This is a genomic window from Pseudomonas sp. NPDC007930, assembly GCF_042958985.1.
Taxonomy (GTDB): domain Bacteria; phylum Pseudomonadota; class Gammaproteobacteria; order Pseudomonadales; family Pseudomonadaceae; genus Aquipseudomonas.
Window position 1 is genome coordinate 97149 of sequence record NZ_JBIBKC010000007.1, and the last position, 24072, is coordinate 121220.

Annotated in this window: 24 protein-coding genes and 1 pseudogene; 13 read left to right on the forward strand and 12 right to left on the reverse strand. The window is 66.9% G+C overall.

Annotated features, from left to right (window positions below; genetic code table 11):
• Positions 1-423 precede the first annotated feature (423 nt).
• From ACFZCE_RS16360 to ACFZCE_RS16370, 3 genes are all read left to right on the forward strand, one after another.
• A complete protein-coding gene (locus ACFZCE_RS16360) occupies positions 424-819 on the forward strand; it encodes a hypothetical protein (RefSeq protein WP_390940801.1) in 396 nt (131 codons plus the stop codon).
• A 119-nt stretch (positions 820-938) separates the two neighbouring features.
• Positions 939-1364, forward strand: coding sequence for a DUF2231 domain-containing protein (locus ACFZCE_RS16365; RefSeq protein WP_390940803.1), 426 nt, complete (start codon positions 939-941; stop codon positions 1362-1364).
• Positions 1361-2650, forward strand: a complete 1290-nt coding sequence (locus ACFZCE_RS16370; RefSeq protein WP_390940805.1) for a PQQ-dependent sugar dehydrogenase — start codon at positions 1361-1363, stop codon at positions 2648-2650. The genes ACFZCE_RS16365 and ACFZCE_RS16370 overlap by 4 nt, the downstream gene beginning before the upstream one ends.
• Before the next feature lie 111 nt (positions 2651-2761).
• On the opposite strand, the gene ACFZCE_RS16375 is transcribed toward ACFZCE_RS16370, so the two are convergent.
• The 3 genes from ACFZCE_RS16375 to ACFZCE_RS16385 are packed head-to-tail and all read right to left on the reverse strand — an operon-like array spanning position 2762 to position 5482.
• A complete protein-coding gene (locus ACFZCE_RS16375) occupies positions 2762-3427 on the reverse strand; it encodes a winged helix-turn-helix domain-containing protein (RefSeq protein ID WP_390940807.1) in 666 nt (221 codons plus the stop codon).
• Positions 3424-4821, reverse strand: a complete 1398-nt coding sequence (locus tag ACFZCE_RS16380; RefSeq protein WP_390940809.1) for an ATP-binding protein — start codon at positions 4819-4821, stop codon at positions 3424-3426. Before ACFZCE_RS16380 ends, ACFZCE_RS16375 begins: the two co-directional genes overlap by 4 nt.
• The gene (locus tag ACFZCE_RS16385) at positions 4799-5482 is read right to left on the reverse strand and encodes a winged helix-turn-helix domain-containing protein (protein ID WP_390940811.1); all 684 of its coding nucleotides are present in this window, start codon (positions 5480-5482) and stop codon (positions 4799-4801) included. The genes ACFZCE_RS16380 and ACFZCE_RS16385 overlap by 23 nt, the downstream gene beginning before the upstream one ends.
• Before the next feature lie 236 nt (positions 5483-5718).
• Here ACFZCE_RS16385 and ACFZCE_RS16390 point away from each other — a divergent pair, with 236 nt between their 5' ends.
• Together ACFZCE_RS16390 and ACFZCE_RS16395 are read left to right on the forward strand one after the other, a co-directional pair.
• Complete coding sequence (locus ACFZCE_RS16390) at positions 5719-6192, forward strand: hypothetical protein (protein ID WP_390940813.1); 474 nt, start codon at positions 5719-5721, stop codon at positions 6190-6192.
• An 83-nt stretch (positions 6193-6275) separates the two neighbouring features.
• Positions 6276-7232: a diguanylate cyclase gene (locus ACFZCE_RS16395; protein WP_390940815.1), complete on the forward strand. Its 957-nt coding sequence runs from the start codon at positions 6276-6278 to the stop codon at positions 7230-7232.
• 19 nt (positions 7233-7251) lie between these two features.
• Here ACFZCE_RS16395 and pbpG read toward each other — a convergent pair whose 3' ends face one another.
• The 3 genes from pbpG to ACFZCE_RS16410 all read right to left on the reverse strand — a co-directional run bounded on the left by pbpG (position 7252) and on the right by ACFZCE_RS16410 (position 8992).
• Positions 7252-8163 carry a D-alanyl-D-alanine endopeptidase gene (gene pbpG, locus ACFZCE_RS16400; protein WP_390940817.1) on the reverse strand — a complete coding sequence of 304 codons (912 nt, stop codon included), beginning with the start codon at positions 8161-8163 and terminating at the stop codon, positions 7252-7254.
• Between the two features lie 213 nt (positions 8164-8376).
• Positions 8377-8556, reverse strand: a complete 180-nt coding sequence (locus ACFZCE_RS16405) for a hypothetical protein (protein ID WP_390940819.1) — start codon at positions 8554-8556, stop codon at positions 8377-8379.
• Positions 8557-8668: 112 nt separating this feature from the next.
• Positions 8669-8992, reverse strand: a complete 324-nt coding sequence (locus tag ACFZCE_RS16410) for a hypothetical protein (protein WP_390940821.1) — start codon at positions 8990-8992, stop codon at positions 8669-8671.
• 172 nt (positions 8993-9164) lie between these two features.
• Between ACFZCE_RS16410 and ACFZCE_RS16415 the strand changes: the two genes are divergently transcribed.
• Entirely contained in the window at positions 9165-9983 is an 819-nt protein-coding gene (locus ACFZCE_RS16415) for a shikimate 5-dehydrogenase (protein WP_390940823.1), read from the forward strand.
• Positions 9984-10223: 240 nt separating this feature from the next.
• Here the strand turns inward: ACFZCE_RS16415 and ACFZCE_RS16420 are convergent.
• Positions 10224-10862: pseudogene (locus ACFZCE_RS16420) on the reverse strand (YceH family protein).
• Between the two features lie 70 nt (positions 10863-10932).
• A complete protein-coding gene (gene nhaR, locus ACFZCE_RS16425; RefSeq protein ID WP_390940825.1) occupies positions 10933-11832 on the reverse strand; it encodes a transcriptional activator NhaR in 900 nt (299 codons plus the stop codon).
• 110 nt (positions 11833-11942) lie between these two features.
• Between nhaR and ACFZCE_RS16430 the strand changes: the two genes are divergently transcribed.
• On the forward strand, positions 11943-12689 hold the full coding sequence (locus ACFZCE_RS16430) for a TerC family protein (RefSeq protein WP_390940827.1): 747 nt from the start codon (positions 11943-11945) through the stop codon (positions 12687-12689).
• 8 nt (positions 12690-12697) lie between these two features.
• On the opposite strand, the gene ACFZCE_RS16435 is transcribed toward ACFZCE_RS16430, so the two are convergent.
• The gene (locus ACFZCE_RS16435) at positions 12698-13363 is read right to left on the reverse strand and encodes an HAD-IA family hydrolase (protein WP_390940829.1); all 666 of its coding nucleotides are present in this window, start codon (positions 13361-13363) and stop codon (positions 12698-12700) included.
• Positions 13364-13519: 156 nt separating this feature from the next.
• On the opposite strand from ACFZCE_RS16435, the gene ACFZCE_RS16440 reads away from it, so the two are divergent.
• The 4 genes from ACFZCE_RS16440 (at position 13520) to ACFZCE_RS16455 (ending at position 21562) form a co-directional block, all read left to right on the forward strand.
• Positions 13520-15157, forward strand: coding sequence for a VRR-NUC domain-containing protein (locus ACFZCE_RS16440; RefSeq protein WP_390940831.1), 1638 nt, complete (start codon positions 13520-13522; stop codon positions 15155-15157).
• The gene (locus ACFZCE_RS16445) at positions 15154-17454 is read left to right on the forward strand and encodes a helicase C-terminal domain-containing protein (RefSeq protein ID WP_390940833.1); all 2301 of its coding nucleotides are present in this window, start codon (positions 15154-15156) and stop codon (positions 17452-17454) included. The genes ACFZCE_RS16440 and ACFZCE_RS16445 overlap by 4 nt, the downstream gene beginning before the upstream one ends.
• 76 nt (positions 17455-17530) lie before the next feature.
• On the forward strand, positions 17531-19171 hold the full coding sequence (gene pgm, locus ACFZCE_RS16450; RefSeq protein ID WP_390940835.1) for a phosphoglucomutase (alpha-D-glucose-1,6-bisphosphate-dependent): 1641 nt from the start codon (positions 17531-17533) through the stop codon (positions 19169-19171).
• A gap of 51 nt (positions 19172-19222) precedes the next feature.
• A complete protein-coding gene (locus ACFZCE_RS16455; RefSeq protein WP_390940837.1) occupies positions 19223-21562 on the forward strand; it encodes a UvrD-helicase domain-containing protein in 2340 nt (779 codons plus the stop codon).
• Positions 21563-21693: 131 nt separating this feature from the next.
• Here ACFZCE_RS16455 and ACFZCE_RS16460 read toward each other — a convergent pair whose 3' ends face one another.
• The 3 genes from ACFZCE_RS16460 to ACFZCE_RS16470 all read right to left on the reverse strand — a co-directional run bounded on the left by ACFZCE_RS16460 (position 21694) and on the right by ACFZCE_RS16470 (position 22583).
• Complete coding sequence (locus ACFZCE_RS16460; RefSeq protein ID WP_390941171.1) at positions 21694-21945, reverse strand: DUF1652 domain-containing protein; 252 nt, start codon at positions 21943-21945, stop codon at positions 21694-21696.
• Between the two features lie 143 nt (positions 21946-22088).
• On the reverse strand, positions 22089-22253 hold the full coding sequence (locus ACFZCE_RS16465; protein WP_390940839.1) for a hypothetical protein: 165 nt from the start codon (positions 22251-22253) through the stop codon (positions 22089-22091).
• A gap of 24 nt (positions 22254-22277) precedes the next feature.
• Entirely contained in the window at positions 22278-22583 is a 306-nt protein-coding gene (locus ACFZCE_RS16470) for a DUF1883 domain-containing protein (protein ID WP_390940840.1), read from the reverse strand.
• Positions 22584-22718: 135 nt separating this feature from the next.
• Between ACFZCE_RS16470 and ACFZCE_RS16475 the strand changes: the two genes are divergently transcribed.
• The gene (locus ACFZCE_RS16475) at positions 22719-23075 is read left to right on the forward strand and encodes a hypothetical protein (RefSeq protein ID WP_390941173.1); all 357 of its coding nucleotides are present in this window, start codon (positions 22719-22721) and stop codon (positions 23073-23075) included.
• 152 nt (positions 23076-23227) lie between these two features.
• Positions 23228-24064, forward strand: a complete 837-nt coding sequence (gene galU / locus ACFZCE_RS16480; RefSeq protein ID WP_390940842.1) for a UTP--glucose-1-phosphate uridylyltransferase GalU — start codon at positions 23228-23230, stop codon at positions 24062-24064.
• Positions 24065-24072: the final 8 nt, after the last annotated feature.

The following is a 24072-nucleotide window of genomic DNA, read 5'->3' on the forward strand; positions in this document are numbered from 1 at the left end:
TAGGCCAGGGCAGGGCCAACGTTGGGGCGGGGGGCGCCGCGGCATTGCAGGGAGGGGTGGCAGGCCTGCTGGCTGCTCTACTTGTGCTGGTCACATCGGGGCGGCGGGCAGGCTGCCGGCGCCGCCACTGAGGGCGCGATACTCGGGTATCGTCTGGCTCATCACGGGTCAGTCATCATACTACTACTTGTTACAAAGTGTGTTAGTGATTTTTCAAGGGTGTCAACCGGGCGGGGTGTCGCAGGGCTTTTGCCGTGTTTGTTGAGATAGAGCGGTTGCTAGTGTGTTTTTTGTATTTTTGCGAAGTCATTCACACATCTAGTTGTCGTACAGGAGGTTTGTTGTGCCGGCATCGCCGGTGAGGTGGGAACGAAGCGCTCGCGGCGCGGTTCCTAACCTGTATACCCCGCCGGATGGATTCCCATGACCGCATTCCCCGCACGCCCACGCCGTTCCCTGGGGATGGCCGTGCTGGCCTTCCGTGATACCCCCTTGCTGCCGCGGCTGATCGCGGCGCTGATGGACGTGGGGTTCGAGGTAAAGCCGTTCACCGAGGCCGGCGCGGCATTGGCCTTCGTGCTCGACCATGGGCCAGGCAGGCTGGTGGTGGTGGCCGACGCCGACCTCGCCGGGGTCATGAACGGCATCGACCTGTCCACCGTGCTGGCCGAGCGCCTGCCGGCGCTGCCAATCGTGTTGGCAGACCACTTCGACGGCACCCTCGCGCCGAATGTGGTGTGCCTGGATAAACCCTGGACGCTGCACAAACTGACCGAGCAGGTGCTGAAGGTGGCGGCGGGAAGGGTGGCCAAAGGATAGGGGCTGTTGCCCTGGCCACGGTATTGCCCGCCGCGGTATTGCAAAATGTTACACAGCCGAACTAAGCCGCACGCCAGGCGTTCTCTTGCTCTGTACCCGCCAAACGCCAAGGAGCGCCCGTGACCACCCCTGAACTCACCTATCGCCACCGCCCTGGCCCGTTGCATGCACTGCTGCTGGCCGGCGCGGTGCCGCTGTTTTTCGGCGCGCTGCTCAGCGACGTGGCCTACTTCAAAACCTTCCAGGTGCAATGGAGCAACTTCGCCTCCTGGCTGATCGCCGGTGGCCTGCTGCTGGCCGGCCTGGCGGGGTTGTTCGCCCTGGTGAACCTGGCCCGCGCCCGGCGCAAGGCCGGGCGGCCGCTGGTGTATGTGCTGCTGTTGCTGGCGGCCTGGCTGCTGGGGTTGGTGAATGCCTTCGAGCACGCCAAAGACGCCTGGGCGGTGATGCCGCAAGGGCTGGTGCTGTCGATGCTGGTCACGCTGCTGGCCCTGGCCGCGGCCTGGACCGGCCTGGGCAGCCTGCGCGGGGAGGGCGAAGCATGAAGCCGATGAACACAGTGGCGGCCCTCGGCGCCGCGTTGTTGCTCAGCGCCTGTGGCGGTGAGGCCGACAGCACCCAGGCCCGTGGGCCGGACCCTAAACTGCCGGCGCCGCAGCGCGGGTTGTTGCCGAGCATGAAAATCGCCGAGCCGGTGGCCTGGGGGGCACAAACCCCCACGGTGCCCCAGGGCTACAGCGTGGCGGCGATCGCCACCGGCCTGAAGGTGCCGCGGCAAACCCTGGTGCTGCCCAACGGCGACATTCTGGTGGCCGAAGGCAAGGGCGGCAGCGCCGCCCAGCTCAAGCCCAAGGACGTGATCGCCACCTACATCAAGGCCCAGGGCAACACCGCGGAGAAGGGCGGCAACCGCCTGACCCTGCTGCGCGATGCCGACGGCGATGGCCAGTATGAACTGAACACGGTGTTCGCCGAGAACCTCAACGCCCCCTACGGGTTGGCCTACCACGACGGCGCGCTGTACGTGGCCAACCAGGACGCGTTGGTGCGCTTCGACTACCAGCCGGGGCAAACCCAGGCCAGCGGCGCGCCGGTGAAGCTCACCGACCTGCCGGCGCAGATCAACCACCACTGGACCAAGTCCCTCGCGGTCAGCCCCGATGGGCGCTGGCTGTACGTGGGCATCGGCTCGAACAGCAACATCACCGAGCGGGGCCTGGAGGTGGAAGTGGACCGCGCGATGGTCTGGCAGGTCGACGCCCAGAGCGGCGCCCACCGGCCCTACGCCACCGGCCTGCGCAACCCGACCGCGCTGAAGGTGCAGCCCGGTACCGGGCAACTGTGGGCGGTGGTCAACGAGCGGGACGAACTCGGCCCGGACCTGGTGCCCGATTACCTGAGCTCGGTGCGCGAGGGGGCGTTTTACGGCTGGCCCTACAGCTATTGGGGCCAGAACGTCGACACCCGGGTGCAACCGCCGAACCCGGCCAAGGTGGCCGCGGCGGTGAAGCCCGATTACAGCCTGGGCTCGCACGTGGCGGCGCTGGGGGTGGACTTCTCCTTGCCGGTGATGGGCGAGCCCTTCGCCGAGGGGGTGTTCGTGGGTGAGCACGGCAGTTGGAACCGCGACAACCCGGTGGGCTACAAGGTGGTGTTCGTGCCGTTCAAGGACGGCCGCCCGGCCGGCGAGCCGGTGGACTTCGCCACCGGGTTTCGCGGCGACGACGGCAAGACCCGTGGCCGGCCGGTGGGGGTGACGGTGGACCCACGAGGGGCGCTGATCATTGCCGATGACCTGGCCGGGACGGTGTGGCGGGTGGTGCGGCGCTAGGGGGGGGCCTTCGCCCGGCACAGCCGGCCTCCCACCAGATTTGTGTAAGTACTTGATTTAACAGGAAACACAGAACCCGTGGGAGGCCGGCTGTGCCGGGCGAAGGGCCGGTCAGTCTGTCCTCACCCGCAACCCTTCATTCAGGCAGTAACCAAACCCGCGCAAGGTTTGCAGGGCAAACGGTGCGCCGAGGTCGGACAGCTTGCGCCGCAGGTTGCAGATGTGCCGCTCGATCAGCGGCCCGCGGTGCTGGCCGCCTTCGCCCCACAGGTGTTTCTCGATGGCCTGGCGGCTGATCGCGCCGGGCTGCACCGCCAACAGCGCCAGTAGGCGCTGTTCGGTCACCGTCACGCTCTTGTGGCGGCCGCCGCGTCCCAGCAGCAGGCGGTTGTTCGACAGCCACAGGCCGCTGGCCGCCGGTTCCGCCGCTGGCGCCGCCGGGAAGTGGCGCATCAGCGCCTGCAGCCGCGCCAGCAGTTCGTCGACGCTGTACGGCCGCGACAGGCACACATCGGCCCCGTATTTGAGCGCCTGAATGCGTTCGGCGTGGTCGCCGCTGTCGAGCAGTACCACGATCGCCGCCGCGCCACGGCGCTGCACGCACTGGCGCAACAGGCGCGGGTCGGGGCTGGCGAGGTCGAGCACGATAAACGCCAGGCCCTCGCCGAGCAGGTGTTCGAAGTGCTCGGGCAGGGCGTAGGTCAAGGCCATGCCGTTGAGCTCAAGGGCCTGGACCAGCTCCAGGTCGGCGTGCTGCGCAAGGTAGAGAACGTTCATGACACCACCAGGTTGGCGCCGGGGCGGCAGGCCAGGCTCAGGCTTGCGCCGCCCAGGCTGCCGCTACCGACCACAAGGTTGAAGCCGTGCAGGTTGACGATGGCCGCCACGATCGACAGGCCCAGGCCGAAACCGCCCTGGCCGCCGCTTTCGTCGCTGCGGTAAAAACGCTGGAAGATCGCCTCGCGCTCGCTCTCGGGGATGCCGGGGCCGGAATCTTCCACCTCGATCAGCGGCGCGCCCTGATCGGCGCGCGCGCGCAGGGTGACCTGGCCGCCCGGCGGGGTGAACTTGATCGAGTTCGACAGCAGGTTGCCGATCGCCTCGAACATCAGCGCGCGGTCGCAGTGGATGCTCGGCAGCGCCTCGGGCAGTTCGAGGTTCAGGTGCAGCTCGCCTTCTTCGGCCAGCGGCAGGTAGAAGTCGTGCAGTTCGTGCAGCAGCGGCAGCGGGTCGAGCAGCACGAAGCCAGAGCGGCGCTGCTGGTCTTCGAGCTCGGAGATGCGCAGCAGGCCGCGAAAGCGCGCCATCAGCGTGTCGGTTTCGGCGATCACCTGGTCCAGCTGCAGGGCGTGGGCGGAATCCGCCTCGGCTTGCTGCTTGATCCGATACAACTGGGCACGCAGGCGGGTCAGCGGGGTGCGCAGGTCGTGGGCGATGTTGTCGCACACGCCCTTGACCTCCATCATCAGCCGCTCGATGCGGTCGAGCATGGCGTTGACGATCACCGCGAGCATGTCGAGCTCGTCGCGCCGGTTAGACAACGGCAGGCGCTTGGCCAGGTCGCCGGCCATGATCGCCTCGGCGCTGAGCTGGATCTGGCGGATCCGCCGCAGCGGCCGCCGGCGCAGGATGTGCCAGCCCAGGGCGCCGGGCAGGATGGTCAGCGACACCCCCCAGAGCAGCGCGCGCAGGATGATGTGGGTCACCTGGAACAACGAGCCGTTGTCACGCACCAGCACCAGCCAGCGGCCGTCACGGGTGGGCATGGCCACCGCGGCGCAGCTGTCTTGCGGCAGTTTCGGGTCGTTGGAGTCGATGCAGTCGTCGAGCTCGTAGATGTTGCCGTCTAGCGCCAGCCCACGGGGGATGCGCCGCAGCTCGCCGCCCAGCGGGTAGAGCTGGTCGTCGAACAGGCCCCAGGCGTCGTAGGCGCGGTCGTCGAAGGCTTCGCTGGCGGCGAGGGCGTCTTCCAGGTCACGGCCGGCAAAGCGCGAAAACAGATGCTGGCGCTGCATCAACGAATGCCGGGCGAGGCTGTTGAGGTAGTCCGACACTTCGAAATACAGCACCCCGAGCAGGATGCTGCTCCAGGCCACGAAGAGGAAACTGTAGAGCGCCAGCAAGCGGCTGCTGGAGGAGCGCCAACCCTTAGAGGGGTTCGGCAATGACATAGCCCGAGCCCCGTACAGTCTTGATCAAGGGTGGCAGGCCAGCGGGGTCGATCTTCTTGCGCAGGCGGCCGATGTGCACGTCGATCAGGTTGGTACCCGGGTCGAAGTGGTAGCCCCAGACTTCTTCGAAGATCATCATGCGGGTGAGGATTTGCCCGGCGTTGCGCATCAGGAACTCGAGCAGCTTGAACTCGGTGGGCAGCAGGTTCAGCTGCTGGTCGCCCCGCCGCGCTTCGCGGGTGATCAGGTCGAGTTCGAGGTCGGCCACGCGCAGTGAGTTGTCTTGGGTGGTGGAGGCCTGCTTGCGGCGCAGCAATACTTCGACCCGGGCGGCCATTTCGTCGGAGGCGAAGGGCTTGGTCAGGTAGTCGTCGCCGCCGGCGCGCAGGCCGCGCACGCGTTCGTCTACATCGCTCAGCGCGCTGATCATCAATACCGGGGTAGACACGCCGATGGTGCGCAAGGTGGTCACGATCGCCAGGCCGTCGAGTTCGGGCAGCATGCGGTCGAGGGTGATCACGTCGTAGTCGCCACTGACCGCCTTGACCAGGCCTTCGCGGCCGTTGTCGACCCAATCCACTTCCAGGCCGTGGTTGGTGAGTTCGGCGACGATTTCCTTGGCGGTCACGGCGTCGTCTTCGATGGTCAATACGCGTGTCATGGTGTGGGGTACCCGAGGTTCGGCTTCAGACCGTGGCATTGTGCCAAGCTTTGCGCAATGGCTCTCTGAAGATTATTTCATCTGGCGTTAAGTGGGCATTACCCACCCGAACGGTGGCAAATAACTACGCCTTTGTACGCGTGTGTACGGGAAATGGTACCAAATTGTTGCTAAAGCCGCGTGGCGCCTGGCCGATGGCCTGCCAGGGACATCTTCATTCATAGGACGCCAACGCCATGACCAGCATCAGCAGCACCCTTGCCACCAACCTGCACATCAGCAGCACCTCGGCCAGCAGCAGCACCGCCAGCGCCAGCGATGACGACAGCACCACCAGCAGCGCCGCCGGTTCCGCCGCGGCCACCAGCGTACAGCTCAAGGGCAATGCCGGCGGCGGCGTGGGCGGCGCCGGTGGCGCCAGCAGCAGCGAAGACAGCGACAGCAGCGACAGCGAGTCCGACACCGTCAAAGCCCTGAAAAAACAGATCGCCCAGGTGCAGAAAGAACTGCAACAAGCCCAGCAGGCGGCGGCCCAGGCCGAGCAGAACAGCGACGGCAGCGACCCGGCCAAGGCCGCCGAGGCCGCCTCGGCGCAAGCCCAGGTGGCAACCCTCGCCGGGCAATTGCAAACCCTCACCGCGCAGCTGACCCAGGCCCTCACCGAGAGTGGCAGCAGCACCTCCGGCTCGATGGTCAGCACCACCGCCTGAGGCCGTTTCGCTTCGCGCCTTGAAATACGGGGCTGTGCAGTTACGCTAAATAGCTGCACGGCCTTTTATTTTCTGGAGTCGTTATGCAGGCGCCCGCCAACCACCCTGACGAAAACCTGCGCATCCATACCTTGCGCACCTTGAGCCTGCTCGATACGCCGGCCGAGGAGCGCTTCGACCGCCTGACCCGGTTGGCCCGGCGGCTGTTCGATGTGCCGATCGCGGTGGTCAGCCTGGTGGATACCAACCGCCAGTGGTTCAAGTCGTGCAGCGGGCTGAGCGCAACGCAAACCCCGCGGGATGTGTCGTTCTGCGGCCATGCGATCCTGCAGAACGAGTTGTTCGTGATCAGCGACGCCATCCATGACCCGCGCTTCAGCGACAACCCGCTGGTGGTCGGCGAGCCGCACATTCGCTTTTATGCCGGGCGCCCGCTCAAGGCCAGCAACGGCAGCCCGATGGGCACCCTGTGCCTGATCGACCGGGCGCCGCGGCAGTTCGATGATGAAGACCGCGCGGCGATGGAAGACCTCGCGATCATGGCCGAGCTGGAGCTTGAGGCGCAGCAGGTGGCCACCGTCGACCACCTGACCCAGGTTGCCAACCGCCGCGGCTTCGAGCACATGGCCGAGTACGCGCTGAGCATCTGCCGGCGGGTGGGCACGCCGGCCACCTTGCTGTTTTTCGACCTCGACGGTTTCAAGGCGATCAACGACCGCTTCGGCCACGCCGAGGGCGACCGCGCGTTGGCGGTGTTCGCCGACGTGCTGCGCTCGGTGGTGCGCGAAATGGACAGCATCGGCCGGCTGGGCGGCGATGAGTTCGTGGTGCTGCTGATGGGCGCCGGGCAGGGCGAAAGCGTGCACGTGCTGCAACGCCTGGACAAAGCCCTGGCCACGCGCAACCGTGACGGCGCGCGTGGCTATGAAATCGCCTACAGCGTGGGCCGGGTGGAATACGACCTGGCCCGCCACGACGGGCTGCCGGCGTTACTGGCCGATGCCGATACGGCGATGTACCGGCATAAGCATCGGCGGTAAGGCGGCTGTGCCGGCTTGCTCAGTCGGCCATCTGCCGGTTCTTCTCCGAGCGATACTGCATCGCCACCGCCGCCGGCTTGTTGCTGCGGCCGGTTTCCATCCAGTTGCGCAGGCGCGTGGCGTCGGCAAAGTGGGTGAACTTGCCGTAGGCATCGAGGATCACCATCGCCACCGGGCGGTCGGCCATGCGCGTGACCAGCACCAGGCAGTGCCCGGCCTTGTCGGTGAAGCCGGTCTTGGTGATCTGGATTTCCCACTTTTCGTTGTTCAGCAGGTGGTCGGTGTTACGAAAGCCCAGGGTGTAGTTGGGGTGCTTGAACGCCACGGTTTTTTCACGGGTGGTCGACAGCTCGCGCAGCATGGGGTAGCCGCGCGCGGCCATCAGCAGCTTCGACAGGTCGCGGGCGGTCGACACGTTGTGCTCGGACAACCCCGTGGGCTCTACATAGCGGGTGTGGCTCATGCCCAAGGCCTTGGCCTTGGCGTTCATGGCGCTGATGAACGCGTTGTAGCCGCCCGGGTAGTGGTGGGCCAGGCTCGCCGCGGCGCGGTTTTCCGAGCTCATCAGGGCGATCAGCAGCATGTTGCGGCGGTCTAGGGTGCTACCGAGTTTCACCCGGGAGAACACGCCTTTCATTTCTTTGGTCTGGCTGATGTCGACGTTGATTTCTTCGGTCATCGATTGCTTGGCATCGAGTACCACCATCGCGGTCATCAACTTGGTCACCGAGGCGATCGGCACGACCAGGTCGGGTTTGTTCTCGTAGATGACCTTGTTGGTTTGCAGGTCGATCAACATGGCGCTACCGGAGGCCAGGTGAAGTTGCGACGGGTCGCGGGCCAGGGCCGCTTCGTTGGCCTGCACGGGGGTGACGATCACAGCGCCGGCCAAGGCTACGAACAGACTGAGCATGGACAGGGTTTTTTTCACGGAAATACGCACTCAGCTAAAAATGAAGATCACAAAAAAATGATGATGAAAAAAGCTGTCACATTCTAGGAGGATGGCTATCTGCCTGTCGATTGCCGTGCCGGGTGAATGTTTCTTCATCTTTGGCACTTCGTCGAATACTGCAATAAAAAAGCCCCGCACAAGGCGGGGCAGGGGGAGCTTAGGGCAGGCCAGGTAAACGGTACAGTGAAATCAGGCAACCAAGGCGTTCTGCAGTTGTTCGCGCACGGCCTGGGCCTCGGCGCGGGAGAGCAGCGGCCGGCTGACGATTTCACCTTCGCGGACCACGTACCAGCAGGCCAACAGGCCCAGGTCGCGGATACGCTCCGGTACGGCGCTGCCAATCACGGACATGATGCTCAAACTGTACATAGGGAACCTCCTGAATCGATGGGCCCATGCTAGAGCGCCGCGATCCCAGGGGGAAATCGATGCGCTCGATAGCAACCATTGAGCGAGCGCATCGTGCCTGCCGGCGCTCGGCTTACCAGCGGCCGTAGTGGCCGCCGTAGTAGTACCCCGGTGGAGGCGGTGGTGGTGGCGGGGCGTAGTACACCGGGGCCGGCTGGTACACCACCGGCGGCGCCGAGTAATACACCGGCGGCGGAGGCGGCGGGGCCACGTACACTGGTTGCTGCACGTACACCGGTGCCGGGCGCGAGGCCACGGCCGCGCCGAGCACGGCGCCACCCACCAGCGCGCCAACCCAGGCACCCGGGCCAGGGCCGCCATGGGCTGAAGCGGGGCCTGCCAGGGCGGCAGTGAGGGCACCGGCCAGCAGGGCAACCTTGGATAAATGACGGATCATGATGTTTCCTCGTATAACGACATGGCGCGATGAGCCCGCCTCGGGATCATGGTCTGCCGTACACACTATGACAGCGAAAATGTAAGAAACTGCGACTGCAAACGGTAAATTTTGTGTAAGGTCAACGTATCGTTTTGCTTACGAAATCAACAGCCTGCTTCAGGATGCTTAGATGCTCAACGCCCCCGATAAAGACACTCTTTTATGCATGTCCCTGGCGGGGCGGCCCGGTAACTTCGGCACCCGCTTCCATAACTTTCTCTACGCCCGGCTGGGCTTGAACTACCTGTACAAGGCCTTCACCACCCAAGACCTGCCCGCCGCCATCGGCGGCATCCGCGCGCTGGGCATTCGCGGCTGCGCGGTGTCGATGCCGTTCAAGGAGGCGAGCATCCCCTTGGTCGATGAGCTCGACCCCTCGGCTGCGGCGATTGCCTCGATCAATACTATCGTCAACGACGGCGGTTATTTGAGGGCCTACAACACCGACTATCTGGCCATTGGTCAGTTGATCGAGCGCCACCGCCTCGACCCGGCCATGCCCTTTGCCCTGCATGGCAGCGGCGGCATGGCCAAGGCGGTGGCCTGTGCGTTTCGCGATGCCGGCTTTGGCCACGGCACCATCGTTGCGCGTAACACCCAGGCCGGCCCGGCGCTGGCCCAGCAGTGCGGCTACGACTGGCGCCACGCCCTCGGCGCGCTGCGCCCGGCGCTGTTGGTCAACGTGACGCCGTTGGGCATGGCCGGTGGGCCAGGCGCCGACACGCTGGCCTTCGAGGCGGCGGCGGTGGAGGCCGCCGAGTGGGTGTTCGACGTGGTCGCGCTGCCGCCGCGCACGCCGTTGATCCAGCTCGCCGAGCAGTTGGGCAAGCCGGTGATCACCGGCCTGGATGTGGTCGCGCTGCAGGCGCTGGAGCAGTTCGTGCTGTACACCGGGGTGCGCCCGGATGAGGCGCTGGTGCGCGAGGCGGCGGCGTTTGCCCGGGGGTGAGGGTTGCGGGCCATCGCCCGGCTGTGCCGTACTGCTGTTCACTTAAGCCATTTCACGGCTTTACGGAAGAGATCAATCTGTGAGCTCTGCTGATTTTGTGCATGAGCTTCAGGGCCCATCGCCCGGTATAGCCGGCCTCCCACGGGCTCTGTGTTGCCTTGTAAATCAAGCACTAACACAAATCTGGTGGGAGGCCGTGGTCCGGCACTCCGGCTGTGCCGGGCGAAGGGCCCTGAAACCCTACAACCCGGCCTGGGCCAGGCGCGCTTCCAATTCCGCCACCCGCGCCTCCAGCGCGTCCAGCCGCTCTTGCGCGGGGCTGGCGGCGCCGGCCGCGCTGCCGCGGGCCTGCAGGATCGCCTCGGCATCGGCCAGGTCGCCCAGCGCATGGGTGTAGCGGTCTTCGCGCTGCCCCGGCTGGCGCCCGATCAGCACCGCCAGGCCGCGGCTGATCAACCGCTCCAACTGGTGCACGGCCTACTCGGTGTCGTCGAAGGCATACACGCGCTGGCTGCGGGTGACCAGCTCGTTCGGCGTTTGCGGGCCACGCAGGAACATCAAGCTCATCAACGCCACTTGCGGTGGGGTCAGTTCCAGGCCTTTTTCCAGGCAGTGCTCCCAGCGGTCGGCGCGGCTGCCCATCTGCAACCGGGCCAGGCCCCGTTGTTCAAGGGCGCGCAGGGCCTGGCCGACTTCGCCGGGGGTGTGGTTGCTGATCGGCTCGCGGCTGGTCTTCTGGTTGCAGGCCAGCACCAGGGCGTTGAGGGTCAGCGGGTAGGCTTCGGCGCTGGTGGCCTTTTTTTCCACCAGCGCGCCGAGCACACGCAGCTCGGCGGGGGTGAAGTGCGGGGTGGCGGGGGCTTCCTGGAAGTCAGACATCGGCGCGTACCTGCGGGCAGAAAAGCCGATAGCTTAGGCGTTGTGCCGGTGCGGCGAAAGTGCCATCACCCTAGCCCTGGTGAAACAGTTCGCGGCGCGCGCCTTCGTTGAGCGCGACGATCGCCGGGTGGCGAATGCGCCGCTCGACGGAAATCGCATAAAAGGTTTCGATCACGCTGTCGACCTGGCCCAGGCACACCACGCCATACTGCTGGCACACCTCGGTGGCGATCGCCGCCGGGGCGACGAACACCCCCGCGCCGGATTGGCCGAAGGCCTGCATCAGCGCGCTGTCATCGAACTCACCGACCACCCGCGGCTGGATGTGCTGTTCATCGAACCAGCGCAGCAGGCGCGCGCGCATCACGCTGTCGGGGCCGGGGATCAGCAACGGCTGGCCCTGCAGCAGGGCCGGGAACGCCCCCGGCAGGCGCTCGGCCAGCGCGGCGGTGGCGAAGAACGCCACGCCGCATTCGCCCAGCTTGTGGCTGAAGCCCTTGATGTCGAGGTTCGGCGGCATAGGGCTGTCGGAAATCACCAGGTCCAGGCGCTGGATGGCGAGGTCGGCCAGCAGCCGTTCGAGTTTGTCTTCGCGGCAGGTGATGCGCAGCGGCTCGGGCAACTCCATGGTCGGCGCGAGCAAGCGGTACACGATGGACTTGGGCACCACGTCGGCCACCCCCACGCGAAACAGCACCGGCTGTTCGGCCGGCTGGTGGCGCAGCAACGCCTCGAGCTCCGCCCCGGCCTGGAAAATCCGCTCGGCGTAGGGCAAGGCCTGGCGCCCGGCGGCGGTCAGTTCTAGCTGGCGCCCGGCTTTTTGCAGCAAGGCCACGCCGAGGTGTTCCTCCAGCAGGCTAAGCTGGCCACTGACCGTTTGCGGGGTGAGGTTGAGTTGCTCGCAGGCGCGGGCGATGCCGCCGGTGCGGGCGACCATCCAGAAGTAGTACAGCTGGCGGTAATTGAGCATGGGCTTGATACTTCGTTAAAACCGAATGGTTTTGTATAAAAATACGAATTTTCAGGAAGTATAGGCGCCGCTATTCTCCTTCGCCATCACCTCAACATCAGGCCTACCCCATGGAATACCTTCTCGAACTCGCCGCCAGCCCCGCCGCCTGGGCCGCGCTGGCCACCCTGGTGGCGATGGAAATCGTCCTCGGCATCGACAACCTGATCTTCATCTCGATCCTCACCAACAAGCTGCCGGCGCAGTTCCGCACCAAGGCGCGGCGCATCGGCATCAGCATGGCGCTGGTGCTGCGCCTGGCGTTGCTGAGTACCGTGGCGTTCATCGTGACCCTCACCGAGCCGGTGTTCGAGGTCGCGGGCCAGGCGTTTTCCTGGAAAGACATGATCCTCATCGCCGGCGGCCTGTTCCTGGTCTGGAAGGCCACCACCGAAATCCACCACAGCGTCGACCCGGTCAGCAAGCAGGAAGACACCGCCAGCGGGCAGATTGCGATTGGCTTCACCGCAGCGATCGCGCAAATCCTCATGCTCGACTTGGTGTTCTCGATCGACAGCATCGTCACCGCCGTGGGCATGACCCAGCACTTGCCGATCATGGTGATCGCGGTGATCGCCGCGGTGCTGGTGATGCTGCTGGCTTCCGAGCCGCTGGCGCGGTTCATCAACGACAACCCGACGGTGGTGATGCTGGCCCTGGGCTTCTTGATCATGATCGGCATGACGCTGATCGCCGAAGGCTTTGGCGCCCATGTGCCGAAGGGCTACATCTACACGGCGATGGCCTTCTCGGCGGCGATCGAGTGCCTGAACATCTGGGCGCGCAAGGCCCGGGTGAAGCGCGAGGCGCAGGGCTAACGCAGTGCTCAACGCCCCGCGCGGCGCGCTTTCAGCGCTTGCCACAGGCGCGGGTCGGTGAAGTCATCGATCACCAGGTCGGCGCCCACCGCCAGCAGCGCTTCGGCCGGCTGGCTGGTGGCCAGGCCCACGGTGAACAGGCCGGCGGCCTTGGCCGCGGTCAGCCCGGGCACTGAATCTTCAAACGCCATGCCCTCGGCGGCGCTGGCACCCAGTTTGAGCAGGCCGGTCTGGTAGGGCAGCGGGTCGGGCTTGGCCCGTGGCAAGTCTTCGGCCACCACCACGTGGGCGAAGGTGCCGGCCAGGCCCAGCGCGCCGAGCATGTGGTCGGCGTTCGCGCGCGGGGCGTTGGTCACCACCACCCGGCCCAGGCCCTCGGCCACCGCCCAGTCGAGCAGCGCCAGCAACCCGGGGATCGGTTCCAGCCTGGTAGACAGCGCGCGAAAGCGCGCTTCCTTGCGCTCGGCGAAGCCCTGGTGTTCGGCCACGCTGCGCTCGGGGAACAGCAGCGCGCACATCTGCGGGTTGGCGCGGCCGCTGCATTTTTCCATGAACTCTTCGTCGCTGAAGGCGCGGCCGTCTTCTTCCATCAGCAGTTGCTGGATTGCCAGCAGGTGCAGGGTATCGGTGTCGGTAAGGGTGCCGTCGAGGTCGAACAACAGGGCATTGAGCATGGCGAGGGATCCAGCCTGAGAAGCCCCGCAGGGTAGCAGCCAGGCGCGGGAGGCTCAAACGCCCGCTGGTCCCGGCGGGGTTGCCGGCGCTTTACGCTGTATGTATAAACAGCTACCCGAACGTTGAAGCCATGCCACCGTGAACAGCGCCCCACCGTGAACCCGCTCGATAACCCCCTCTATTACCTGGTGAACTTCCGCTACGTGCTGGCCTGGCTGGCCGAGCACTACAGCGACGTGCTCGGCGCCAGCGAGCAGCGCTTCATCGAGCAGTTCACCGCCTTGCCCGAACCGAGCCAGGCGCTGCTGGTGCGGCTGGTGATGCGCAAGGGCCCGCTGTACCGCGAGAGCAAGCTGGCCTACCTGGAAATCGGCGCCATCGGCGCCGCCGCCCAGCCCTTGCTGGCGCTGGGCTGGTTGTGCGCTGGCACGCCGCTGTCACTGGCCGAGCTGTTCAGCGTGCTCGACAAAACCGAGGTGCTGCGCAGCTTCCCTGGCCACGGCCTGCGCGCCAGCCAGCGCAAGGATGCGTTGTTCGAACAGTTGGCTGGCCACTACCCCGAACCGCGGCCGTTCACTGAGTGGTGCCCGGGCCTCGGCGCGCTGTACCAGTTGGCGCTGCGGCCGCTGTGTGAGCGGCTGCGCTTGATGTTCTTCGGCAACCTCTACCAGGACTGGTCGCAGTTCGTGCTGGCTGACCTGGGCGTGCAGCGCTTCGAGCAGGTGGCCTTCGCCCCCGGCAGCCGCGCCCTGGCCTGCCGCGAAGACGTCGACGCGGCGCTGGCCGTGCACGCCGCCCGCGAGGCGCTGGAGCTCGGCGAGGCGGTGGGCGCGCTGCTGGCCCGGCTGGCGGCGATCCACACCGCCAACCCCTGGCTGCAAGGCCGGCGCGCCAAGCTGGCCTACCTGCTGGCCTACCACTGCGAGCGCCTCGGCCATTGGGCCGAGGCCGAAGGCCTGTACCGCGAGTGTGCCTACCCCGGCGCGCGCTGGCGGCTGCTGCGGGTGTATGAACAACAGGGCCGCCACGCCGAGGCCTGGGCGCTGTGGCAGCAGGCCTGGGCGGCGCCGGAAAGCCCCGCCGAGGCCCAGGCCCTGCCACGGGCCTTGCCGCGCCTGCAACGGGCCCTGGGCCTGCCGGTCGCGCCGCGCCGGCGCGCGCCCGGGCCTGCGCGGCTTGACCTCTGCCTGCCCCAGGCCAGTAGCGTTGAGGCCGCGGTGTGCCAGGCGCTGGCCGAGGAGGGCGCGCCGGTGTTGTACCTGGAAAACGCCCTGTTCAATTCGTTGTTCGGCCTGCTTTGCTGGCCGGCGATTTTCGCGCCAGTGCCGGGGGCGTTCTTTCACCCGTTCCAGCACGCCCCGGCCGACCTGCACCAGGCGGATTTCTACAGCCGCCGCCAAGCCCTGTTCGAGGCCTGCCTGGGCGAGCTCGACAGCGGCAGCTACCAGGCGACCATCCTTGCGCGCTTTGCCAGCAAGTACGGCCTGGCCAGCCCCTTCGTGTTCTGGGGCGCGTTGAGTGAGCCGTTGCTCGCCTTGGCCCTGGCGTGCATCCCGCCGGCGCACCTCAAGCTGCTGTTCGCGCGCTTGCTCGAAGACCTCAAAAGCAACCGCGCCGGCCTGCCGGACCTGGTGCAGTTCTGGCCTGCCGAGGGCCGCTACCGGATGATCGAGGTCAAGGGCCCGGGCGACCGCCTGCAGGATAACCAACTGCGCTGGATGGCCTACTTCGCCGAACACGGCCTGCCGGTGCAGGTGTGTTACGTCAGCTGGCACGCCGAGGTGCCGGCATGAGCTACCGGGTGGCGGTGCGCGCGCTGTGCGAGTTCACCGCTCGGCGGGGCGACCTCGACCTGCGTTTTACCCCGTCGCCCAGCGCCCTCGAAGGCATGGCCGGGCACCGCCGGGTGGCCAGCGGCCGCGGCGCCGCGTACGAGGACGAGGTCAGCCTGCAGGGGGAGTACCAAAGCCTGCAGGTGCGCGGCCGCGCCGACGGCTACGACGCTGCCCGGCAGTGCCTGGAAGAAGTGAAAACCCACCGCGGCGACCTCGCCCGCCAGCCGGCCAACCACCGCCTGCTGCACTGGGCCCAGGCCAAGGTGTACGGCGCCTTGCTCTGCCAGGCCCGCGGCCTGGCCGAACTGACCGTGGCGCTGGTGTACCTGGAGGTCGACAGCCAACGCCAAACCCGCTTTGAGCAACGCTTGAGCGCGGCCGAGCTGCAGGCGTTCTTCATCGCGCAGTGCCAGTGCTTTCTCGGCTGGGCCGAGCATGAAGCAGCCCACCTCGAGGCGCGTGCCACGGCGCTCGGCCAGTTGGCGTTCCCGCCGGGGCGGTTTCGCCCGGGGCAGCGCGAGCTGGCCGAAACCGTGTACAAGGCCATCGCCAGTGGCCGATGCCTGCTGGCCCAGGCGCCCACCGGCATCGGCAAAACCCTGGGCACCTTGTTCCCGGCGCTCAAGGCCATGGGCCAGCTGGATAAACTGCTGTTTCTCACCGCCAAAACCCCGGGGCGCGGCCTCGCCCTGCATGGCCTTGGCCAACTGCGCGAGCAGGCGCCGGGCCTGCGGGTGCTTGAGATCATCGCCCGCGACAAAGCCTGCGAGTACCCCGGCCAGGCCTGCCATGGTGACAGCTGCCCGCTGGCCCAGGGCTTCTACGACCGCCTGCCGGCCGCCCGTGAAGCCGCCGCCGGCGCCGCCTGGCTCGACCAGCCGGCACTGCGCGAAATCGCCCGCCGGCACCAGGTATGCCCCTATTACCTGGCCCAGGAAATGGCCCGTTGGGCCGACGTGATCGTCGCCGACTACAACTACTGGTTCGACCTCAGCGGCTGGCTGTTCGGCCTGGCCCAAGCGCAGCAGTGGCGCACCGCGGTGCTGGTCGACGAGGCGCACAACCTGGTCGAGCGCGGCCGCGACATGTACAGCGCTGAACTGCACCAGCGCTGCCTGGCGCCGCTGCGCAAGGCGCCACTGCCTGGGCTGAAGGCGCCGCTGGCGCGCTTGGCGCGAGCATGGAAGGCGCTGAACGCCGCGCAAACCGAGGCTTACCAGGCCAGTGCCAGCCCGCCGGCGGCCTGGCTCGGCGCCCTGCAGCGCTGCGTGGCGGCGCTGGGCGAGCAGCTCAACGAGGCCCCGCAGAGCGTGACCGGGCCCTGGCTGGACTTCTACTTCGCGGCCCTGCAGGTCAACCGCATCGCCGAGCTGTTCGGCGCGGGCCATGTGTTCGACAGCCACCTGCACGGCGAAGGCCGCCAGCGCCAGTCGCGGCTGTGCCTGCGCTGCCTGGTGCCGGCGGCGCAACTGGCGCCGCGCATGCAGGGCGCGCGCAGCGTGGTGCTGTTCTCCGCCACCCTCAGCCCGGCGCGGTATTTTCTCGACCTGCTGGGCATGCCGGCCAGCAGCGCCTGGCTCGATGTGCCGTCGCCGTTCGCCGCCGGGCAACTGGAGGTGCGCCTGGCCGGCCATGTGAGCACGCGTTTTCATCAGCGCGAGGCCTCGCTGGCGGCGCTGGCCGAGGTGCTGGCCGGGCAGTACCAGGCGCGCCCAGGCAATTACCTGGCGTTCTTCAGCAGCTTCGATTACCTGCAGCAGGCCCTGGCCGCATTGCGCGCGCGCGCCCCGGCGCTGCCGGTGTGGGCCCAGGCGCGGCAGATGAACGAGGCCGAGCGCGACGCGTTCATCGCGCGGTTCGAGCCGGGCGGGCAGGGCATCGGCTTTGCCGTGCTCGGTGGCGCCTTTGGCGAAGGCATCGACCTGCCGGGGGCGCGGCTGATCGGCGCGTTCGTCGCCACCCTGGGCCTGGCGCAGTTCAACCCGGTCAACGAACAGCGGCGCCTGCGCTTGCAGCAACAATTCGCCGCCGGCTACGACTACGCCTATCTTTACCCGGGCCTGCACAAGGTGGTGCAGGCGGCCGGGCGGGTGATCCGCAGCGAAACCGACCGCGGCGTGGTGGTGCTGATCGACGACCGCTTCGCCGAGCCGCGCGTGCAGGCGCTGTTGCCGCGCTGGTGGCCGGCGCCGCAGCCTTGCCCGGTGGTGCCGCCGGGGTTGCCAGGGCACACCCTGCCGTTGGCGTGGCAGTGAACGCCAGCCGTCGCCAGCCGGTCCAATGCTCAGTAAACTGATGCCCTTTTGATAGCCCTCCGACTCCGAGGTTTGCATGACGCACAATCCGCTGGCCGGCAAGCCGGCCCCCGCCGAATCCCTGGTAGACATCCCCAAGCTGGTCAGCGCCTATTACACCGGCCGCCCTGACCCTGCGGTGGCGGCGCACCGGGTAGCCTTCGGCACCTCCGGGCACCGTGGCAGTTCGTTCAACGACAGCTTCAACGAAGCGCAGGTGCTGGCCATCAGCCAAGCCATCTGCCTGTACCGCCAGGCCCAGGGCATCGACGGCCCGCTGTTTCTCGGCATCGACACCCACGCCCTGAGCACCCCCGCCGGCGCCAGCGCGCTGGAGGTGTTCGCCGCCAACGGGGTAGAGGTGATGCTTGCCGCCAACGACGAGTACACCCCCACCCCGGCGTTGTCCCACGCCATCCTGTGCTACAACCAAGGCCGCAGCCAGCACCTGGCCGACGGCGTGGTGATCACCCCCTCGCACAACCCGCCGCAAAGCGGTGGCTACAAGTACAACCCGCCCAACGGCGGCCCGGCCGACAGCGACGTGACCAAGTGGGTCGAAGCCAAGGCCAACGAGCTGCTCGAGGGCGGCCTCAAGGGCGTCAAGCGCATGCCCTATGGCCAGGCCCTGAAGGCCGCCACCACCCACCGCCATGACTACCTCAACACCTACGTGCAAGACCTCGCCAACGTGGTCGACATGGCCGCCATCCAACAGTCCGGCCTGCGCCTCGGGGTAGACCCGCTGGGCGGCGCCGGGGTGCGCTACTGGGCGGCGATCGCCGACCATTACCAGCTCAACCTCGAGGTGGTGAACCCGAACGTCGACCCGACCTTCCGCTTCATGACCCTCGACTGGGACGGGCAGATCCGCATGGACCCATCCTCCCGCGATGCCATGCAAGGGCTGCTGGCGCTCAAAGACCGCTTCGACGTGGCCTTTGCCTGCGACCCGGACCACGACCGCCACGGTATCGTCACGCCCCAGGGCGGCCTGCTGGCGCCGAACAATTACCTGGCGGTGATGGTCGACTACCTCTACCAGAACCGCCCGCAATGGCGCGCCGACGCCGCCGTGGGCAAAACCGCGGTGAGCAGCAGCCTGATCGACCGGGTGGCCGCGCGCCTGGGCCGCCAGCTGTTCGAAGTGCCGGTGGGCTTCAAGTACTTCGCCCAGGGCCTGTTCGACGGCAGCCTTGGCTTTGGTGGCGAAGAAAGCGCCGGGGCGTCGTTCCTGCGCCTGAACGGCGGGGTGTGGAGCACCGACAAAGACGGCCTGATCCCGTCGCTGCTGGCGGCCGAAATGACCGCCAAGACCGGGCAGAACCCGCACCAGCGCTACTTGGCCCTGGCCAGCGAACTGGGCGAGCCGTTCGCCACCCGCGTCGACGCCAAGGCCGATGCCCGGCAAAAGGCCGCGCTGAGCAAGCTGGCGCCGGAGCAGGTGACCTCCACCGAGCTTGCCGGTGAGCCGATCACCGCGGTGCTCAGCCGCGCCCCCGGCAACGACCAGGCCATCGGCGGGCTGAAGGTGGTCACCGCCAACGGCTGGTTCGCCGCGCGCCCTTCGGGCACCGAAGACATCTACAAAATCTACGCCGAGAGCTTCCTCGGCCAGGAGCACCTGCAGCGGCTGGTGAGCGAAGCCCAGGCGCTGGTCGACAAGGCCATTGCCTGACGCGGCGGGCCGGGCGATGATGCCCGGCCATTCCCGTGGGCAGGAGGTCGTGTGCCACGCCGTTCCACCGAGCCAGCGCCACCGCGCAGTTGGCTGAAACGCATCAAAGCCTACCTGGGCGAGTTGCGCGAGATCACCGCCGTGTACAACGGCCCCGCGCAGCCCGCTGCCCCCGCCAAGCCCCGCGCACCGGCCAAGGCCCGCGCCAGCAAGGCCAAACCCGCCGCCAAGGCCAAGGCCGCGCCAGTGCCGGCCGAAGGCTGCCTGCCGATCAGCGCCGCCGTGCGCAAGCAGATGAAGGCCGACGTCGCCCGCCTGTTGCCCGCGAACCAGCAACCCAGCAGCGCGCAGTGGAAGATGATCTTCAGCGCCGCCCCCGCCACCTGCGTGGTTGCCGGGGCCGGGGCCGGTAAATCGGCCTCGCTGGTGCTGCGCGTGGTGCTGCTGGTGCAGTACCTGCAGGTGCCCCTGGAGGCGATCAGCGTGGTGACCTTCACCCGTGAATCGCGCAAGGATTTCATCGCCCGCCTGGTGCGCACCCTGGCGCTGTGGGAGCGGCGCCTGGGCGAGCGCCAGGCCAAGGAGGTGGTGCGCACCTTCCACTCCCGCGCCCTCGGCTGGGCCCAGGGGTTGCCGGGGCTCGATGGCCTGAAGGCGTTCGAAACCCTCGGCCAGGGCGGCGCCGCCGACCCGGACGAACCGCCCTTTGCGCACACCCTCAACAACGCCCAGCGCGAGCACTTCAACCGCGCCTACCAAGCGCTGCACGCGCAGGCCCCGGCCTTTGCCGGGTTGATCGAGGCGTTGCGCCAGCGCGCCTTGCAACTGCCCAGGCTGGGCACCGACCACCCCGATGTGCGCAAGCGCGCGGTGGTGATGGAGCTCGCCGCCCGCCGCGACCAGGCCCTCTGCGAAAGCGCCGAGGCGCTCTGGCGCGGCGCCGGCCAGTGGCCGCTGGCCGGCGTCGAGCCCGGGGTACGGCCGCTTGAGCTGCGCGGTTTGCCGTTCTACTGCAACGGCTACCACCCGGGCCTGAAGGCCTGGGTGATGCTTGGCGTCGACCCACGCGAAGCCCAGGACCTGCGCCGCGCCCAGGGCGAATTGCCGCTGGCGGCGGAAGTGGCGGTCAAGCGCACGCTGTTCCAGGCGTTCTGCGAGCAGCCGGTGATCTGGCTCGACACCTATGCCGCGGCCAAGCAATTGCAGCAGGCCGATGCCGCCGACCTCAGCCAGGGCCCGGGGCTGGACTACACCCTGGGCGGCGAGCGCAAGGCGCTGCCGCTGCTCGATGCCTTCTATGAAGTGGGCAGTTTTATCGAAACCCTCGGCCTGGGCGTGCCCGCGGCCATCGAGCAGGCTGGGCTGGCGGTGGAGGAGGGCGATGGGTTGTTCTTCCAGGCCCTGGCCCTTTACTGGCCAGCGCTGCAGGCGCACCTGCAGGCGCAACAGCCACCGTTGATGACCTACAACGGCGTGTTCAGCCTGTTCAGCGCGCCTGGCTGCGCGCCACTCAAGGCCTTGCCCAACGAGCAGCTCGACCGCTTCAGCCATGTGCTGGTGGATGAATTCCAGGATGTATCACCGCTGTTGGTGAACTGGCTCAAGGCAGTGCAGGGCGAGCGCCAGCGCCGCGCCTTGGCGCCCGGCTCGTTGCTGTGCGTGGGCGATGACTGGCAGTCGATCTACGGCTGGCGCGGCAGCAGCCCGCGGTTTTTCCTGGAGTTCGAGCAGGTGTTCGCCGCCCCCGCCCACGCCCGCTTGATGCTGCGCGAGAACTACCGCAGCCAGCAGGGGGTGATCGACGCCGCCGAGCACCTGGTCAAGGGCACCGCCAGCCTCAAGGGCAAGAAGGGCCGCGCCGTCGGCGAGCTGCCGGTGCTACCGGTGCAGGTGCTGGGCCGCAACGACGATCACCTGCTCGAGCGGGTGCAGGCCCACCAGGCCCAGGGCCACAGCGTGCTGGTGCTGTTCCGCAAGGGCGCCGAGCGCGCCGGCTTGGCCAAGCTGCTCAAACCGGTGCAGGGCGAAGGCGTGCGGCTGATGACCTACCACAGCGCCAAGGGCCTGGAAGCCGACGCGGTGATGCTGGTGGGCGATTGCCAATACCAGGGCAGCTCGCCCTGGCGCAACGCGCTGTACCGCCTGGCCGGGCTGGGCACGCCAGAAGCCGAAGCCCCCTACGACCAGGCCCAGGCCGAAGAGGCGCTGCGCCTGGCGTATGTGGCCATCACCCGGGCGCGGCAGCACTGCTATTGGTACCTGGAGCCGGGCAGCCCCGGGGGCAACGCCGCCAAGGCCTCGGCGAAGGTGGCGGGCAGTGCGTTGTTCGAGGATTCGCGGGCCCTTCGCCCGGCACAGCCGGCCTCCCACCAGATTTGTGTAACTACTTGATTTACGGGGTAACACAGAACCCGTGGGAGGCCGGCTGTGCCGGGCGAAGGGCCAGTCAGCTCATGCACTCAGTAAAACCCTGAACACCATCGCCGCGTAGCAGGCCTCCCACCCGATCTGTGTGGGGGCCCTCAGCCCGCCTCGGCCAGCCGCTGCGGCGGGATGAACGCTTCCAGCTCCAGCTCTACCGCCTCGATGATCCGCTCCACATCGGTGGCGCTCATCACCGTGGCGCAGGGGATGCCGGCGATGGCGATCAGGGTGTGGCCGCTGTCGCGGTCGAACAGCCGCGCAACCATGCTGCCAGGGGCGTCCATGGTGGCTTCCAGGCCCATCGGGTGGAAGTGCCAGCGCATGACCTGGCAGGCATTGGGGAAGGTCATCTTGTGCACGTCGCCCCCCTCTCAAAAAACCGTGGTATGGACACTCAACATAGCACCGGGTGGCGAGGGGCAACGGGGAAATTTCTTAAACTGAAGTGAAGTTCAGCCTGGGGTTGATCCAGCTCAACCCCAGGGCGCCGCGCTCAGAGTGCGCGGGTCACGCGGATGTCGGCGATCGCCGGCGCTTCGGCTTCGCCGTGCAAGGCCAGCAGGGCGGCCAGGGCCTGTTCGGCGGTGCCGCTTTCGAGGTGGGCGAAGTCCCAGCGGCGCTGGCCATTCAAGGTGTAGTGGATCACGTACTTGGTCACGAGGCGGTCCCGGAAGGAGGTGGCTCAGTTGAACGACGACGACGTGCGCCGCACGATCTTGATCTTGTGCTTGAACGCGGTGTTCTTCAACGGCTGGTTGCGCAGGCGCGGGCCGGCGGTGTCCAGGGTGATGTTCCAGAACCCGGTGCTGGGCACGGTGATGCGCGCCGGGAAGGTGTCGAACGCCCCCCCATGGTAGGTGTGCCGGCCGCCGTTGCGAAACGCGCGAAAGTTCGCGTCGTTCATCAAACGGATATTGCAGCGCTGCGAACATTCGATCACGACGAGGTCGTCTTCGTTCAGGTGCTCGCGCTGGTGGACGAATTTCATGAAAACTCCGGTAAAACGTGGGGGCTGCTGGCGTGCACATTACCACAGGCGTTGTGCCAGCGCCTCTCTCGGCCGCCGGCTGAACATTGTGCTATCACCATGGTCATACCCCTTTTACCCGCAGGAGGAGCGATGTTGAAGAAGGCTGCAGTGTGTGCGTGGTTGGCGTTGGCCCTCGGCGGCTGCGCGAATGTGGCGGACATCGAGAAAACCCACGAAACCATGGACGTGATCTCCGGCAAGTCGCCCAAGGACTACGCCGCGTGCCTGGCCCAGCGCCTGGAAAGCAGCCGGGCGCCGCTGACCATCGAAGATTACAAAGGGGGCTACCGGGTGATCGTGCCGCAGAAATTCTCCTCGAGCCCGGCGGCGGTGATCCTCGTGACCGAGCGCTCCAGTGGCAGCGCGATCAAGGTGCACGAGCGCCTGAGCAACCTGCCGCTGCGCCTGCACGATGTGCGCAACGCCGCCACCGCGTGCATTTCCGGCTGATCGGCGCGTGCCATGGAACTTAACGCGGCGGGTTTTTTCGAATGGTTCAGTAGAAAGCAGCAGTATTCACCGCACGGCGCCATTGTAACGTTGTTCCGGCCTGATTAGACTTCGCCGAATACGTAGGCCCGCCCTTTCATTAAGGACACTTCATGATCAAGAAATGCTTGTTCCCGGCAGCCGGTTACGGCACTCGCTTCCTGCCGGCTACCAAGGCCATGCCCAAGGAAATGCTGCCGGTGGTCAACAAGCCGCTGATCCAGTACGGCGTTGAAGAAGCACTGGAAGCCGGCCTCAACGGCATCGCGATCGTCACCGGCCGTGGCAAACGCGCCCTCGAAGACCACTTCGACATCAGCTACGAGCTGGAAAACCAGATCCGCAACACCGACAAAGAGAAGTACCTGGTCGGTATTCGCAAGCTGCTCGACGAGTGCACCTTCTCCTACACCCGCCAGATCGAAATGAAAGGCCTGGGCCACGCCATCCTCAGCGGCCGTTCGCTGATCGGCGACGAACCGTTCGCCGTGGTGCTGGCTGACGACCTGTGCGTCAACCCCGGCGGTGACGGCGTGCTGCAGCAGATGGTCAAGCTGTACAACCAGTTCCGCTGCTCGATCGTCGCCATCCAGGAAGTCGACCCGGCGGAAACCAACAAGTACGGCGTGATCGCCGGCGAAATGATCCGCGACGACATCTACCGGGTGAACACCATGGTGGAAAAACCGAAACCCGAAGACGCCCCGTCGAACCTGGCGATCATCGGCCGCTACATCCTGACCCCCGACATCTTCAAGCTGATCGAAGAAACCGAGCCGGGCAAGGGTGGCGAGATCCAGATCACCGACGCCCTGATGAAACAGGCCAAAGACGGCTGCGTGCTGGCGTACAAGTTCAAGGGCGAGCGTTTCGACTGCGGTAGCGCCGAAGGCTATATCGACGCGACCAACTATTGCTTCGAGAACTTCTACAAGAAAGGCCAGCTCTGAGCCCCGGG